This window comes from Burkholderia anthinoferrum (genome assembly GCF_002925705.1).
GTDB classification, from domain to species: Bacteria; Pseudomonadota; Gammaproteobacteria; order Burkholderiales; family Burkholderiaceae; genus Burkholderia; species Burkholderia semiarida.
Window position 1 is genome coordinate 21483 of record NZ_LFZP01000009.1, and the last position, 15123, is coordinate 36605.

At 67.2% G+C, this 15123-nt stretch carries 17 protein-coding genes; 12 read left to right on the forward strand and 5 right to left on the reverse strand.

The window, feature by feature from the left end:
- The first annotated feature begins 64 nt into the window (after positions 1 to 64).
- Both C5F75_RS03835 and C5F75_RS03840 read left to right on the forward strand, forming a co-directional pair.
- Positions 65 to 499 (forward strand): CHRD domain-containing protein, encoded by a 435-nt coding sequence (locus C5F75_RS03835; RefSeq protein ID WP_060966662.1) that lies wholly within the window; start codon positions 65 to 67, stop codon positions 497 to 499.
- Positions 500 to 588: 89 nt separating this feature from the next.
- Positions 589 to 1551, forward strand: coding sequence for an alpha/beta hydrolase (locus C5F75_RS03840; RefSeq protein ID WP_104011897.1), 963 nt, complete (start codon positions 589 to 591; stop codon positions 1549 to 1551).
- Here C5F75_RS03840 and C5F75_RS03845 read toward each other — a convergent pair.
- Positions 1521 to 2363 carry an EcsC family protein gene (locus C5F75_RS03845; protein WP_059580773.1) on the reverse strand — a complete coding sequence of 281 codons (843 nt, stop codon included), beginning with the start codon at positions 2361 to 2363 and terminating at the stop codon, positions 1521 to 1523. The genes C5F75_RS03840 and C5F75_RS03845 overlap by 31 nt on opposite strands.
- 106 nt (positions 2364 to 2469) lie before the next feature.
- Between C5F75_RS03845 and C5F75_RS03850 the strand changes: the two genes are divergently transcribed.
- Both C5F75_RS03850 and C5F75_RS03855 read left to right on the forward strand, forming a co-directional pair.
- Positions 2470 to 4065 carry an MDR family MFS transporter gene (locus C5F75_RS03850; protein ID WP_104011898.1) on the forward strand — a complete coding sequence of 532 codons (1596 nt, stop codon included), beginning with the start codon at positions 2470 to 2472 and terminating at the stop codon, positions 4063 to 4065.
- 26 nt (positions 4066 to 4091) lie between these two features.
- Positions 4092 to 4538 (forward strand): MarR family winged helix-turn-helix transcriptional regulator, encoded by a 447-nt coding sequence (locus tag C5F75_RS03855; RefSeq protein ID WP_059580779.1) that lies wholly within the window; start codon positions 4092 to 4094, stop codon positions 4536 to 4538.
- 123 nt (positions 4539 to 4661) lie between these two features.
- On the opposite strand, the gene C5F75_RS03860 is transcribed toward C5F75_RS03855, so the two are convergent.
- Both C5F75_RS03860 and C5F75_RS03865 read right to left on the reverse strand, forming a co-directional pair.
- Complete coding sequence (locus tag C5F75_RS03860) at positions 4662 to 5243, reverse strand: DJ-1/PfpI family protein (protein ID WP_104011899.1); 582 nt, start codon at positions 5241 to 5243, stop codon at positions 4662 to 4664.
- Positions 5244 to 5399: 156 nt separating this feature from the next.
- Positions 5400 to 6680, reverse strand: coding sequence for an amino acid deaminase (locus C5F75_RS03865; protein ID WP_104011900.1), 1281 nt, complete (start codon positions 6678 to 6680; stop codon positions 5400 to 5402).
- Between the two features lie 119 nt (positions 6681 to 6799).
- On the opposite strand from C5F75_RS03865, the gene C5F75_RS03870 reads away from it, so the two are divergent.
- The 7 genes from C5F75_RS03870 (at position 6800) to C5F75_RS03900 (ending at position 11548) form a co-directional block, all read left to right on the forward strand.
- On the forward strand, positions 6800 to 7738 hold the full coding sequence (locus tag C5F75_RS03870; RefSeq protein ID WP_104011901.1) for a MurR/RpiR family transcriptional regulator: 939 nt from the start codon (positions 6800 to 6802) through the stop codon (positions 7736 to 7738).
- Positions 7739 to 7740: 2 nt separating this feature from the next.
- Complete coding sequence (locus tag C5F75_RS03875; protein WP_089465134.1) at positions 7741 to 9222, forward strand: N-acyl-D-amino-acid deacylase family protein; 1482 nt, start codon at positions 7741 to 7743, stop codon at positions 9220 to 9222.
- Positions 9223 to 9345: 123 nt separating this feature from the next.
- Positions 9346 to 9732, forward strand: a complete 387-nt coding sequence (locus tag C5F75_RS03880; protein WP_104011902.1) for a RidA family protein — start codon at positions 9346 to 9348, stop codon at positions 9730 to 9732.
- A gap of 251 nt (positions 9733 to 9983) precedes the next feature.
- Complete coding sequence (locus C5F75_RS03885) at positions 9984 to 10418, forward strand: STM2901 family protein (RefSeq protein WP_104011903.1); 435 nt, start codon at positions 9984 to 9986, stop codon at positions 10416 to 10418.
- Positions 10418 to 10783: a DUF1493 family protein gene (locus C5F75_RS03890; protein ID WP_099316813.1), complete on the forward strand. Its 366-nt coding sequence runs from the start codon at positions 10418 to 10420 to the stop codon at positions 10781 to 10783. The genes C5F75_RS03885 and C5F75_RS03890 overlap by 1 nt, the downstream gene beginning before the upstream one ends.
- Positions 10780 to 11049, forward strand: coding sequence for a hypothetical protein (locus C5F75_RS03895; protein ID WP_146075165.1), 270 nt, complete (start codon positions 10780 to 10782; stop codon positions 11047 to 11049). Before C5F75_RS03890 ends, C5F75_RS03895 begins: the two co-directional genes overlap by 4 nt.
- 85 nt (positions 11050 to 11134) lie before the next feature.
- Positions 11135 to 11548: a hypothetical protein gene (locus C5F75_RS03900; protein WP_104011905.1), complete on the forward strand. Its 414-nt coding sequence runs from the start codon at positions 11135 to 11137 to the stop codon at positions 11546 to 11548.
- Between the two features lie 64 nt (positions 11549 to 11612).
- Here C5F75_RS03900 and queF read toward each other — a convergent pair whose 3' ends face one another.
- Positions 11613 to 12443 (reverse strand): NADPH-dependent 7-cyano-7-deazaguanine reductase QueF, encoded by an 831-nt coding sequence (gene queF, locus C5F75_RS03905; RefSeq protein ID WP_059580804.1) that lies wholly within the window; start codon positions 12441 to 12443, stop codon positions 11613 to 11615.
- 12 nt (positions 12444 to 12455) lie between these two features.
- A complete protein-coding gene (gene ilvA, locus C5F75_RS03910) occupies positions 12456 to 13979 on the reverse strand; it encodes a threonine ammonia-lyase, biosynthetic (RefSeq protein WP_059580806.1) in 1524 nt (507 codons plus the stop codon).
- Positions 13980 to 14554: 575 nt separating this feature from the next.
- Between ilvA and C5F75_RS03920 the strand changes: the two genes are divergently transcribed.
- Positions 14555 to 15123: DUF3683 domain-containing protein (locus tag C5F75_RS03920; protein WP_146075166.1), on the forward strand; the 569-nt coding region annotated here is incomplete at its 3' end.

Genomic DNA, 15123 nt, shown 5'->3' on the forward strand with positions numbered 1-15123 from the left:
AATCGACTACCATCGTATCTGCCGCCCCTGTCCGGGCGGCGTCCACGTCGTACAAGGAGAATCCATGCTCAAGCTGCGTTTGCTCCAGGTCGCGTTGTTCGCGGGCGTGCTGGCCGCCGGCGGCGCCGCTGCCGAAACGGTGCGCCTGTCCGCCAGTCTGCAGCCGTCGAGCGAAGTGCCGCCGACGGCGACCAAGGGCTCGGGCGCCGTCGCCGCCACCTACGACACGGCCACCCGCATGCTGCAGTGGACGGTCACCTACGAACACCTCACGGGGCCGGCCACGGCCGCGCATTTCCACGGGCCCGCGCCGGTCGGCCAGAACGCCGGCGTGCAGGTTCCGATTCCGAAGGACGAGCTGACGAGCCCGATCAAGGGATCGAAGGAACTCACCGACGCGCAGGTCACCGACCTGATGAGCGGCAAGTGGTACTTCAACATTCATACGAAGGAACACCCGTCCGGCGAGATCCGCGGCCAGGTGATGCCGGCGAACTGAGCGCAGGCGTTCGATGTAGAGGCACCTGTCGAGCGACGCGCGCACGTTCGCCCGTACCATCGTCACATTGCGATGACGGAGGGCGTCCGATGAGTTGGCAAAGCAAGTTCGCCTGCTGGCTGCTGCGCTGGCAGTTTCGTCCCGAAACCACGCGCGAGGTGCTCGACCCCGCGCGTGCCCGGCGCTTTACCGACCTGCGGATGATCGTGCTGCGCCGCCCGCCGTCGGGCTACCGGCTGCGCCCGTGCTTCGGCGCCGGCGACGCGCCGCTGCGCGGCGAATGGCTCGAGCGCACCGACACCGCCGCGGGCCGCGGGTCCGGCCGCACGCTGCTGTATTTCCACGGCGGCGGCTACTACTTCTGTTCGACGAAGACGCACCGGCCGCTGGTGTTCGGGCTGACGAAGCGCGCGGGTGTGCGCGCGTTCTCGCTCGACTACCGGCTCGCGCCCGAGAACCGCTTCCCGGCCGCGCTCGACGATGCGCTCGCCGCATACCGGCAATTGCTGGCGCTCGGCACGCCGCCCGAGTCGATCGTGCTCGGCGGCGATTCGGCGGGCGGCGGCCTCGCGCTCGCGACGCTCGTCGCGCTGCGCGATCGCGGCGAGCCGTTGCCGGCCGGCGCGATCCTGTTCTCGCCGTGGACGGATCTGGCCGGCACCGGCGACACGATGCGCAGCAACGACGGCCGCGACCCGATGTTCGCGGCCGCGGCGCTGCCGAAGGCCGCGAAGCTGTATCTCGGCGACACGCCGGCGACGCATCCGTACGCATCGCCGCTCCACGCCGATTTCACCGGCCTGCCGCCGCTGTACATCCAGGTCGGCAGCACCGAGGTGCTGCTCGACGATTCGCGCCGCGTCGCCGAGAAGGCGAAGGCGGCCGGCGTGGCGGTGGAGATCGAGGTGTGGCCCGACATGCCGCACGTGTGGCAGCTGTATGCGCCGATGGTGCCGGAGGCGCGCGACGCGCTCGACCGCGCGGCCGCGTTCCTGCGCCGCGTCGCGCTCGAGCGCGCGGCTCAGCGCGCGGGCGAGGCGTCGATTGCCTGATAGGCAGCCTGGACGGCCACCGGGCCGTATTTCCGTTCGAGCCGGCGCACGGTGAAGTGGCCGTGCGCCATCTGCTGGAAGTGGTCGATGAACAGCGTGTTGACGGTCGCGCCGAGCACGGCGCCGATCGCCGGGATCGACTTCGCGGCCATCTGCTCGGTCACCTGCACCGAGAAGCGCGAGGCCACCGTCTGCACGAGCTTGAACACGGCCGCCGAGCTGTGCGCGGCGATGCCTTTGGCCGTGATGTCCGACGACGCCTTCGAGATCGCCTGCGCGAGCGCGCCGCGCAGCACGAAATAGCCGAGATCGGCGTCCTCCTCCTGCTTGTCCGGGTGGCCGCCCATCCCGAGCACGGCGAGGCACTGCAACTGCGTATCGACCGACGTCAGGTCCTCCCCCTCGCTGCGCGCGATGTCGCACACCGAGCGGAAGATCAGCGTGGTCGTCACCGGCAGCTCGACCGGCAGCGCGAGAAAGCCGAACGCGCCGCCCGCCGCGCCGGTCGTCGCGACCGCGAGCTTGTGCAGCAGGTTGCTGGGCTTGTCGGGCTCGGCGTCCGGCGCCTGCGGCTTGCCGAGCGTTCGCAGCGCGATGTTCAGGCATTTGCGCAGCGCGAGCTGCGTCGCATCGTTGATCTTGCCGGTCGCGAAGTCCGGCAGCCGCGCGATCATCTTCTCGACCGGCGCGCCGAGCACGCCCGTCAGCTTCATCGTCAGCGACGGGCTTTCCAGCACCTGCTTCGCGCGCCGCAGCGCGTCCCGGTCCTCCGGCGACAGCGTCGTCGCGGGGTTGATTGAAATCGGTTCCATCTTTCTCCTTGGCCTGAACGGGCCCTGAACCATCGCCAGCCTAGATTACTCCGGCATGCTAGAATTTTGAGATTATTTGACCCGGCAAAAGTTGCATCGACAAAAAATGGCCGTCCATACTGCCGCCCACCATTCGAGCGGGCAAGTCCTGCCGTTCCGCGAATCGCTGCTCGCGATGATCGGGATCTCGTTCGTCACCATGCTGGTCGCGCTGGACCAGACGGTCGTCGGCACCGCGCTGCCGACCATCGTCGCCGAACTGCGCGGCTTCGACCTGTACGCATGGGTCGCGACCTCGTACCTGCTCAGCTCCGTGATCACCGTGCCGATTTTCGGCCGGCTCGGCGATTACTATGGGCGCAAGCCGTTCGTGATCGCGTCGATCGTGGTGTTCACCGGCGCGTCGGTGCTCTGCGGGATGGCCAACGACATGCTGACCCTCGTGCTCGCGCGCGGGTTGCAGGGCATCGGCGGCGGGATGCTGGTCGGCACCGCGTTCGCATGCATTCCCGATCTGTTTCCCGATTCCGTCGTGCGGCTGCGCTGGCAGGTGCTGATGAGCTCCGCGTTCGGCATCGCGAATGCGGTCGGGCCGTCGCTGGGCGGGTTCCTGACCCAATCGTTCGGCTGGCGCTCGGTGTTCTACGTGAACCTGCCGATCGGCATCCTGTCGCTGTTCTTCGTGTGGCGCTACCTGCCGCACCTGCGCCACGTCGAGCACGATCGCAAGATGCGGCTCGACTGGCCCGGCGCGCTCCTGATCGCACTGTCGCTCGGCGCGCTGCAACTGTTCGTCGAATGGCTGCCGAAGTACGGCGTCATGAGCTGGGCGTCGCTGCTGCTCATCGTCGCGGTCGCGGCGGGCGCCGGCCTGTGGCACTGGGAGAAGCGCTGCGCGCAGCCGATTCTGCCGTTCGACATGTTCGCCAACCGCGCGCTGTCCGCGCTGTTCGTGCTCGCGATCCTCGCCGGTTTCTCGATGTTCTCGCTGCTGTTCTACGCGCCGCTGCTGTTCCAGGGCGGCTTCGGGATGTCGCCGAAGGAAGCGGGGCTCGTGATCACGCCGCTCGTCGTGTTCATCACGATCGGCAGCATCATGAACGGCCGCGTCATCACGCGCATCCGCAACCCGAACGCGATGCTGCACGTCGGCTTCGTGCTGTTCGCGGCCGCCTGCGCGGGCGTCGTCGTGGCGACCCACGCGACGCCGGCCTGGATGCTGATGGCGCTGATGGTCGCGGGCGGCATCGGGCTCGGCTTCGTGCTGCCGAACCTCACCGTGTTCGCGCAGCAGACGGCCGGCCGCGAGCATCTCGGCATCGCGACGGCGCTGCTGCAGTCGCTGCGCATGGTCGGCGGGATGCTCGGCACCGCGCTCACGGGCACGCTCGTCAACCAGATGTATTCGGGCGGCGTGCGCAGCGCGCTGTCGGCCGACCACGCGATGCAGTGGCACGCGCGGCTCGCCGATCCGCAGATCCTGATCGATCGCGCGGCGCAGGGCGGTCTCGTCGCGGAGTTGACGCGTGCCGGGCATAATGGCGCGCTGCTGCTGGAAGCGGCCCGCGAATCGCTGGTCGGTGCGATCCACCTCGGTGTCGCGATGGCGGCCGTCGTCGCCGTGGTGTCGGTGTGGCAGTGCCGTCGCGTGCCGCCGATCGCGCTGCGGCGCAAGATCGAACCGCACGTCGCGGCCGATTGATCGATTGAACGAACAGAACTGAGCGCATGGAAGAACAGGACCGCGTCGCGATCTTGCAGCAATTCGGACGCACGTATCGTGCGTTCATGACCGCATTCGAAACGCACGTCGGGCAGCCGATGCCGCGCTGGCGCATCATGGTCGCGCTGCACACGATGGACGGGCATGCGTCGCAGAAGAAGCTCGTCGAGGTGCTGCGCATCGATCCGGGCGCGCTCACGCGCCAGTTGAAGTCGCTCGACGCGCTCGGCTGGATCGAGCGCGCGTCCGATGCACGCGACAACCGCGTGACCAACGTCACGCTGACCGCCGACGGCCGCGCCGCGTTCGAAGCGTGCCTGCCGCGCCGCAAGGCGTTCATCGACCAGACGATGGCGCAATTGCCGGACGACGTGCTGACCGCGCTGTCGGGCGCGCTGGCGATGCTGGAGTCGCGGATCGCGGACGTCGGCTCGACGCCTGCGCCGCACTGAAGGGCAGGCCGCGACGGGGCGCCCCCCCGTCGGCCGATCGTGGCCGGCGCGGCCGAGCGCACGTACGCACCCGCTGCCGGCCGGCGTTTCACTTCACATCATTTCGATTCATTCCCGCGTCGTTCACAGCTCGATGCGCGTGCCCAGCAGCGCGAGGAACTGCGCGAGCCAGGCAGGATGCGCGGGCCACGCGGGCGCGGTGACGAACGGCGCGTCGGTCACGGCCGCATCGACCGGTATGTCCGCGTATTCGCCGCCCGCGAGCTTCACCTCCGGTGCGCAGGCCGGGTAGGCCGAAATGCGCTTGCCGCGGATCACGTCGGCGGCCGCGAGCAGTTGCGCCGCGTGGCAGATCGCCGCGATCGGCTTGCCGGCTTCGGCGAACTCGCGCACGAGCGAGATCACCTTCGGTTCGAGCCGCAGATATTCGGGCGCACGGCCGCCCGCGATCGCGAGCGCGTCGTAGCGCGCCGCATCGACGTCGTCGAACGCCGCATTCAGCGTGAAGTTGTGGCCGGGCTTCTCGGTGTAGGTCTGGTCGCCCTCGAAATCGTGGATCGCGGTCTTGATCTTGTCGCCCGCGCGCTTGCCCGGGCAGACTGCGTCAACGTGATGGCCGACGGCCCGCAGCGCCTGGAACGGCACCATCGTTTCGTAGTCTTCGGCGAAATCGCCGGTCAGGAACAGGATCTTCTTCGCGGCCATGGCTTTCTCCAGAGAAGCAGCGTTGAAGGCCCGATCGCGCCGTGCATGACGGCCGCGACGGGCCCGAGGGCGAAAGCGCAGTGTACTCCGGCAGATTGAAGCGCGCGTGACGGCCGCCCCGCGCGAGCGGCAAGGCGGCGCCGCGCGCGGCATGCGTCAGAAGAAGGTTTCGATGACTTCCGTCACGCGGAACTGCGGATCGAGCACGAGCACCTGGCGCCACTTGTCGAACGTCAGGCACGGGTGCGAGATGTCGAACGCGACCATGTCGCCGACCTTCACGTCCGCGCCCGGCGGGATCTGCAGGTACGCGTGCTGGTCCATCATCCCGGTGACGGCCCAGCCTTCGGCGGCGGCGACGTCGCGCGGCGCGGTGTCGCGGCCCGGGCGGAAGTGGCGCGCCGGCTCGGGCAGGCCCGCGTCGAACGCCGCATCGCGCTTGCCGAGCGCGACGATCGCACGGTCGGCCTCCGGCACCGACTGCACGTACGCCCACAGCTGCAGCGCCGGCAGCAGCCCTTCGCCCATCGAGCGGGCGATCGGGTTGCGCGCGAACACGTCGGTCTGCGCCTTCTTGTAGATGCCGACATCGTGCGTCAGGTAGCAGCCCGGACGCAGCACGACTTCCGCGAAGCCCGCATCGGACGCCTTCCTGAATTCTTCCGCGACCACGTCGTACCACGCCGAACCGGCGCCGGACAGGATCGCGGGCGTGCGCGCGAAGCGGCCGGCTTCGGCCAGCTCGCGCGTGAGCGCGACCGCCTGCTGCAGGAACGCGCGGATCTCGCCTTCCTCCTTCAGCACGCCCTCATAGAGCTCGATGCCGGCCAGCTTCAGCGTGTCCGGATAGCGCGCGATCGCGGCGAGCACGGCCTCGCGCTGCGCGGCATCGCGCACGCCCGCGCGGCCGCCCGGCACGCCGAGTTCGATCAGCACGTTCAGCGATTTTTTCGCGTCGCCGAAGAAGCGGCCGAGCTGGTCGACGCTCTCCGCGGAATCGACGAGACAGAAGAATTCGAAATCGGGATCGGACAGCAGCCCCGCGATGATCGTCATGTTCTGGCGGCCGACCAACTGGTTCGCGAGCAGCACGCGCCGCACGCCGCCGTGATACGCGGCCTGCGTCTGGTGCGCGGTCGCGAGCGTGATGCCCCACGCGCCGGCGTCGAGCTGGCGGCGGAACAGTTGCGGCGCCATCGTCGTCTTGCCGTGCGGCGCGAACTTGACGCCGTATTTCTGCACGAACGCCTGCATCCAGTTCAGGTTGTGCTCGACGCGATCCTCGTAAAGCACGGCGGCCGGCAGGCTGACGTCTTCCGCGAGCAGGTTCCATTCGAGCCGGCCGGCGTCGCCGAGCGGCACGCTCGCGCTCGGCAGATTGCCCAGGCCCTTGCCGAACGGATCGATCGTCGCTTCCTGATAGTTTGTAACTTTCATGTCATCCCGCTCCATCATCACTATGCATTGCACTGAAGTTGACATGCAGATGGTACAGAAAGTAGCATCGGCGCGGTGATGTTATTTAATAACATCCCGCTTCACCCCCTTTTCCGCCGATGAATACGCCCGCTTCCCCGTCCGCTTCGCCCGCGGCCGAGCCGCATCCGGCTCAGGCCGCTCCGCCGGTCCTCGACATCGTCGCGCGGATCGCCGAATGCGCGCCCGAGCTGCGCGAAGCCGAGCGCAAGGTCGCCGCGTTCATCCTCGCCGATCTGGCGCGTGCCGCGCATGCGAGCATCGGCGCGCTCGCGCGCGACGCGGAGGTCAGCGTCGCCACGGTCACGCGTTTCGCGAAGGCCGTCGGCTGCCGCGACGTGCGCGAGCTGAAGGTGCTCGTCGCGCAGGCGGCGGCCGTCGGCCAGCGCTTCCTGGTGCCGTCCGACGACGCGCCGGACGACGACACGAGCCCCGCGTCGATCGTCTACGACGAGATCCGCGTGGCGCTCGCGCACAACCACCAGCTGCTGCGCAACACGTCGTTCGACGCGGCGGCCGATCTGCTCGCCGGCGCGAAGATGACCTACGTGTACGGGCAGGGCGGCGGCTCGACCGCGCTCGCCGACGAGCTGCGCTTCCGGCTCGTGCGTTTCGGCCGGCCGGTCGCGAGCTACCAGGACAGCCTGCTGCAGCGGATGGTGGCCGCGACGCTGTCGGGCGACACCGTCGTCGTCGCGTTGTCGGTGAGCGGACGCGTGCCCGAGCTGCTCGAGAGCTGCCGGCTCGCGAAGCGTTACGGCGCGAAGCTGATCGCGCTCACCGCGCCGGCGTCGCCGCTCGCGAAGCTCGCCGACCACCTGATCCCCGTCGTCGCATTCGAAACCGATTTCATTTACAAGCCTTCGACATCGCGCTACGCGATGATGATGGCGATCGACGTGCTCGTCACCGGCGTCGCATTGCGGCTCGGCGATGCGGGCCGGGAATCGCTGCGCCGTATCAAGCACGCGCTCGACGCGCACCGCGGCGGCGGAGACCGTCAACCGGTAGGAGACTGACCATGCATTCGCACCCCGAAGCCGCCGATACGCTGATCGTCGGCGCGCAGTTGTACGACGGCACCGGCGCGCCGCCCGTCACGCGCGACGTCGCGATCCGCAACGGCCTGATCGCGGCGATCGGCAACCTGTCGAACTGGCTCGCCGAGAACGTCGTCGACGCGAACGGCCGCGCGCTCGCGCCGGGTTTCGTCGACGTGCACACCCACGACGACACGCACGTGATCCGCGCGCCGCAGATGATCCCGAAGATCTCGCAGGGCGTGACGACCGTGATCGTCGGCAACTGCGGGATCAGCGCATCGCCGGTGACGCTCGCGGGCGACCCGCCCGATCCGATGAACCTGCTCGGCGAGCGCGGCGCGTTCCAGTACCCGACCTTCGCCGCCTACGTCGCGGCCGTGAACGATGCGCGCCCGGCCGTGAACGTCGCGGCGCTCGTCGGCCATACGGCGCTGCGCAACAACCAGATGGACCGCCTCGACCGCGCGGCGACCGACGGCGAGATCGCCGGCATGCGCGCGCAACTCGAGGAGGCGCTCGCGAACGGTGCGCTCGGCCTGTCGTCTGGCCTTGCGTACGGCTCGGCGTTCGCGGCGCCGACCGAGGAAGTGATGGCGCTCGCCGAACCGCTCGCCCAAGCCGGCGCGCTGTATACGACGCACATGCGCACCGAATTCGACGCGATCCTCGACGCGATGGAAGAGGCGTACCAGGTCGGCCGTCATGCGCGCGTGCCGGTCGTGATCTCGCACCTGAAGTGCGCGGGCCCGTCGAACTGGGGGCGCAGTACCGAGGTGCTCGCGTCGCTCGAAGGCGCGCGCCGCTACCAGCCGGTCGGCTGCGACTGCTATCCGTACAGCCGCAGCTCGTCGACGCTCGACCTGAAGCAGGTGACGGGCGACATCGACATCACGATCACGTGGTCGGAACCGCATCCGGAAGTCGCGGGCAAGCTGCTGAAGGCGATCGCGGCCGACTGGGGCGTGACCGAGCAGGAGGCCGCGCAGCGCATTCGCCCGGCCGGCGCCGTGTACCACAACATGTCCGAGGACGACGTGCGCCGGATCCTGTCGCATCCGGCGACGATGGTCGGCTCCGACGGCCTGCCGAACGATCCGCTGCCGCATCCGCGGCTGTGGGGCGCGTTCCCGCGCGTGCTCGGCCACTACGTGCGCGACACCAGCCTGCTGCCGCTCGAGGAGGCGATCCGCAAGATGACGTCGCTGTCCGCGCGCCGCTTCGGGCTCGCTCGGCGCGGCGAGGTGCACGTCGGCTATCACGCCGATCTCGTGCTGTTCGATCCGGCGAGCGTGATCGACGCCGCGACGTTCGAGAAGCCGCAGCAGCCCGCGCACGGGATCGATGCCGTGTGGGTGAACGGTGTGCTGACTTACGAAAACGGCCAGCCGACCGGCGAGCGCGCCGGCGGTTTCGTCGCGCGCGGCGAACGCGTGTCGGCCAGTGCCGATGCGGCGTTCTGAACGCGCGCATTCCGATCTTCCGCGCGCCGCAGCAGCCGGCGCGCGTACCCGCAACCGTGCGTTGCATGGGCAGGAGCAGGCGCTGAAGCGCCGGCTCCGGCCGACAACACGAGGAGTGAAACGATGAAGCGATATGGCGTAGGCGAAGCGAAGGGGACCGGCGGCCAGGTGATGCCGTTCGCGCGGGCGGTCGAGGCCGACGGCTGGCTGTACGTGTCGGGCCAGACGCCGATGGTGAACGGCGAGGTCGTCGAAGGCGGGATCGTCACGCAGTCGAAGCAGGCGATCGAGAACGTGATCGCGATTCTGAAGGAAGCCGGCTACGGCCTCGAGCACGTCGTGCGCTGCGGCGTGTGGCTCGACGATGCACGCGATTTCGCGTCGTTCAACAAGGTGTTCATTTCGTACTTCGGCGAGAACCCGCCGGCACGCGCGTGCGTGCAGTCGAGCATGGTGATCGACTGCAAGGTCGAGGTCGACTGCATCGCTTACAAGCCGCCGGTGAAGTAACGCGAGAGGGCGGAAGCTGTACGACAAGGCCGGTGCATGGACGTGCACCGGCCTTGTTGCATTTGGCACTGAATTTTTACACTTTGAATAGAATCCTGTCGATGAGAGCGCGAGACGACAGGTCCGTCTGGCGGGTGACAACAGTGATGGACGCGTAATTGGCAACGGGCATCATGAAATTCGAACGAGCAGACTAAGTGGATTGCTGGGTATGGTCGTCTTCCCGATCAACGATTTCGTGAAGTCGCCCCATGACCAGCAATACATACCGCTACGGCGTTCATTCGGATCTCACACCCGCCGAGCTTTTCTTTTTCGTCGCTGTAGAAGAGACGTGTGCACGGGCCGGGATCGACGATGTCGAAGCTGTGATCCTGATTCTGGCGGGTTGGCCGGTATTGCCGACGCGGCAGAAATTCGGTGGCGCGACGAAAGGAACGTCCGTCGCATCCGTGATGGCTCGATCGATTTTCCGCCACCAGTTGAACAGGAAGGTTTTACCAACCGTGACGCTGCAGAGTATCAAGTCGTTTCGGATCATCCTGACCCGAAAGCTCAGCGTGTTCGTCGGACGTGCCGTGCCTGGCGTGGGTTGGGCGCTGCTTGCGCGTGACGTGTTCGTGATCGTTCACGGAACGATCTCCCGGTACAACGGCCTCGTCAAAAACGAGGACAGGGTGTTTTGATGCAAAACGTGAGTTGGGACGAGATCGAAGCTTTTGTGAGGTCGGAGGTGGGGCTCGGTCCATCGAAGCCGCTCGCTGCTCATACCCGGCTCTGGGAAGACCTGGGTCAAACCGGCGACGAAGCCAATGACTTCATGTGGCGCTTTTTTGAGCGGTTTGCCGTCGATACCGGCGACTTCGATTTCCATCGATATTTTTTGATGGAAGGCGAGGGGTTGCTCTATTCGCTGTTTCGGCGATGGGTGCTTCGAAAACCGCACCACCTCGAGCGTGAACCAATTACGCTCGCGATGCTGCATCGTGCGGCGGTCGGGAGGAAATGGGATGCCGAGCGATTGGTCGAAGTGCAGCGAAAGGCAGGATGAACGTGCCAGCCGTAGATGATGCTGCAATGAACATGAGTGATCAGCGGCAAGGTCGCGGCGACATGGCCATCCCGTTGCTGATGGGCGAATGGGCCGTGCTGATGGAAACGATCCGCTTGCGACTCGACCAGATCGAGTGCATGGATCCGGATTCGCTCGATGAGGATGCGCTCGCAGATCGGTACGAAGACCAGGAAACGCTCACACGTTTGCTGGCCCATATCGAGAGCAACTTTGCACGCACCTTCGGCGGTTTGCCGGCGTAGCCGAAATGACGGTCGCATTGGGCACTCGGGGAAGCGCCACGCAGCGGCGAGCAAGCGTGCAATGGTGATGCGGATCGCAAGTCTGATGTTGCTGCTCGTGCTCGACCGCACTGCCGTTGCGAGCACGTTGTCCGACAAGACGCCGCTGCGAGGAGTAGTGCTTCATGTTGCGCCGAGGTCTGTCGAAATCGTCAGCAACGGGGCGTGGTCGGCCGACATCAGCGGAGGCGAAACCGCGGATATGTGCCGCCAGTTCATTCTTCGGCAGACGGATGTCAGCGCGTTTTTCAAGCGTGCGAACCGCGTAACGGAACGGGCGTACAGTCATGACTTGGATGCCGCGAGTTGCTATGCCGAAGGCGTAGCGCGTCTAGCGGGTGGTGGCGCGGCGAAATGGAGGATAGACCAGGCAAGGCGAGGCTTCATTTCCATGCACGATGGTCGAACAATCTACCTGTATTGTCCGAAGTGCCGGGCCGCCATGTTCGCGCCGAATTAGAGAGACGCACCCTTCCGCAAGCTGGGAGGGTTGGCGGACCGCAAGATGCCGCCAACAGACTCATTTACTGCCGCGCCGTCCGCGCGTTATCGGGCATCGGCTGGTTGTAATTCGTGCGGAACGGGTTGATGTCGAGCCCGCCGCGCCGCGTATACCGTGCATACACCGCCAGCTTCACCGGTTTGCACGCATGCAGGATGTCGAGGAAGATCCGCTCGACGCACTGCTCGTGAAAGCCCGTGTGATTGCGGAACGAGATGATGTAGCGCAGCAGGCCCGCATGGTCGATCTGCGGCCCGACGTAGTGGATCTGCACGCTGCCCCAGTCGGGCTGGCCGGTGACCGGGCAGTTCGAGCGCAGCAGGTCGGACACGAGCGTCTCCTCGACCGGCGCCTCGTTCTCGCCGTCGGCGGCCGACAGCAGCGACGGATCGGGTTCGTACACGTCGGTGTCGAGGTCGAGCCGGTCGAGCGACAGCCCGTCGAGCTCGTCCATCTCGAGCTTGCCGAAATCGTGCGGCGACACCAGCTGCACCGACACGCTCGCGCCGCACGCGGCCGACACGTCGCGCTTGAGCACGTCGCGCACCGCGTCGACCGAGTCGAACTTGGATTGCGCGAACGAGCCGAGATACAGCTTGAACGACTTCGATTCGACGATGTTCGGCGATTCGGCCGGCACGTAGAACGTCGCGATCGCGAGCTGCGGCTTGCCGCGCGCGTTGAGCCACGACAGTTCGTATGCGTTCCAGATGTCGGTGCCGAAGAACGGCAGCGCCGACGTGATGCCGAGCTGCTCGCGCGCGCCGGCGCGCGGGATCGGGAACAGCAGCGACGCATCGTACTGCGCCGCGTAGACAGTGGCCTTGCCGAGCGGGGAATGTTCGGGATTCATTGCACGAAGCCTTTACGACAGGAAGAGGCGGTAAGCCGGGTTGGCGCTCTCTTCGACGTACGGATAGCCGAGCGCCGCGAGGAAGCGTTCGAATTCGGCGCGATCGGCCGGCGGCACCTGCAGCCCGACGAGGATCGAGCTGTAGTCCGCGCCCTGGTTGCGGTAGTGGAACAGGCTGATGTTCCAGTCCGGCGCCATCGACGACAGGAACTTCATCAGCGCGCCCGGCCGTTCCGGGAATTCGAAGCGGAACAGGCGCTCGTCGAGCGCGAGCGGCGAGCGGCCGCCGACCATGTAGCGGATGTGTTCCTTCGACAGCTCGTCGTGCGTCAGGTCGACGCTGTTGAAACCGTGCGACTCGAAGTTCGCGGCGATCTCCGCCGATTCGCCGCGGCGCTTGATCTGCACGCCGACGAAGATGTGCGCGGACTGCGCATCGGCGATCCGGTAGTTGAACTCGGTGACGTTGCGATCGCCGACGAGCGAGCAGAAGCGCTTGAAGCTGCCGCGCTCCTCGGGGATCGTGACCGCGAACACGGCCTCGCGCGCCTCGCCGACCTCGGCGCGCTCGGCGACGAAGCGCATCCGGTCGAAGTTCATGTTCGCGCCGGACGTGACCGCGACGAGCGTCTGGTTCTCGATGCCTTCGCGTTCCGCGTACAGCTTCGCGCCCGCGACCGCGAGCGCGCCGGACGGCTCGAGCACGCTGCGCGTGTCCTGGAACACGTCCTTGATCGCCGCGCACAGCGCGTCGGTGTTGACCGTCACGACGCCGTCGAGGAATTCGCGGCACAGCCGGAAGGTTTCCTCGCCGACGAGCTTTACCGCGGTGCCGTCCGCGAACAGGCCGACCTCGCTCAGCTCGATGCGCTCGCCCGCGTCCAGCGACTGCGCCATCGCGCACGAATCCTCGGCCTGCACGCCGATCACCTTGATCTCGGGGCGCACCGCCTTCACGTACGCGGCGACGCCGGACGCGAGCCCGCCGCCGCCGATCGGCACGAAGATCGCGTGGATCGGGCCCTGGTGCTGGCGCAGGATTTCCATCGCGATCGTGCCCTGGCCGGCGATCACGTACGGATCGTCGAACGGGTGGACGAACGTGAGGTCGCGCTCCTGCTGGACCTTGACCGCGTGCGCGTACGCATCGCTGTACGATTCGCCCGCCTGGATCACCTCGACGCTCGGGCCGCCGTGCGCGCGCACCGCATCGACCTTCACCTGCGGCGTCGTGACCGGCACGACGATCACGGCCTTGATGCCCATCCGCGCCGCCGAGAACGCGACGCCCTGCGCGTGGTTGCCGGCCGACGCGGTAATCACGCCGCGCGCGAGCGCGTCCGCCGGAATGTGCGCCATCTTGTTGTACGCGCCGCGCAGCTTGAACGAGAACACCGGCTGGTTGTCCTCGCGCTTCAGGTAAACGGCGTTGCGCAGCCGGGTCGACAGATTGCGGGCCGGTTCGAGTTCCGTCTCGATCGCGACGTCGTAGACGCGCGCGGTGAGGATTTTCTTCAGGTAATCGTGGGATGCCATGGGCGCTCGCGTGCAGTGCGGATGCAGACGGTAAAGGGTCAATGATAGCGCCAAGGGTCGGCCCGCACGCAAGCGGCATGCCGGGCGGGCGGTCGTGGCGGTGACCTGCGCATACGGGCGGGGCGCCGCGCGCCGCTTTTTACCGGTTTAACCGCATGGTTACCGACCGGACGGACGGCGAATGGTCGCACGAAATCGTGCCGAACCCCGCCCGGCGCGGCTCGTGGCGATAGCCCCACGACCTGTCCGGCGTGTCACGGGCGGCGCGATCATGGGTTAGAATTCCGTTTTGAATCAAGGATTCGGAAGATGCAGAGGCACCCTCGGATCGCACCGTTGAAGCCGACGCCGCGCGCAGCCAGCCCCGCGGCCGAACGGCATGCGCGCCGCGCGCGATCGTGCTGATGGTCCCGAGTGCCGCCAGGCCCTGTCGCCGGCCAGGAGGGGCGAGTCGCCCGCTCCGGCCCCATGAAGGACAGCCGCGCGCCTGGTAACAGAACAGATTTCCCCAAGATTGCGCCCACGCGCTTGCCGACGCCCGTGCACGGGATATCGGCCCTCCGAGTCGTCCGAACATGAACGCACCACAAGTTTTCGATCCGCATGGCGCGGCCGCCGCCGTCGCCGCCGACCCCGCGCCCCGCTTGCGCGAGATCCCCTACAACTACACGTCCTTCTCGGATCGCGAGATCGTGATCCGCCTGCTCGGCGAAGAGGCGTGGTCGGTGCTCGACGAACTGCGTGCGGAACGCCGCACGGGCCGTTCCGCACGGATGCTGTACGAAGTGCTCGGCGACATCTGGGTCGTGCGTCGCAACCCGTACTTGCAGGACGACCTGCTCGACAACCCGAAGCGCCGCGCGCTGCTGATCGAGGCGCTGAACCACCGCCTGACCGAAATCGGCAAGCGCCGTAGCGCCGATCTCACCGAGCACCGCGACGCCGCCGGCCGCGAACGCGCATCGCGCGTCGAGATGCTGGAAGCGGCAGCGCAGCGCGCGGTCGACGAATTCGCCGACGAATTCGACAAGATGGCCGAGCTGCGTCGCCGCGCGACCAAGGCGCTTGGCCGCTGCACGCAGAAGGACAACATCCGCTTCGACGGGCTGTCGCGCGTGTCGCACGTGACCGACGCGACCGACTG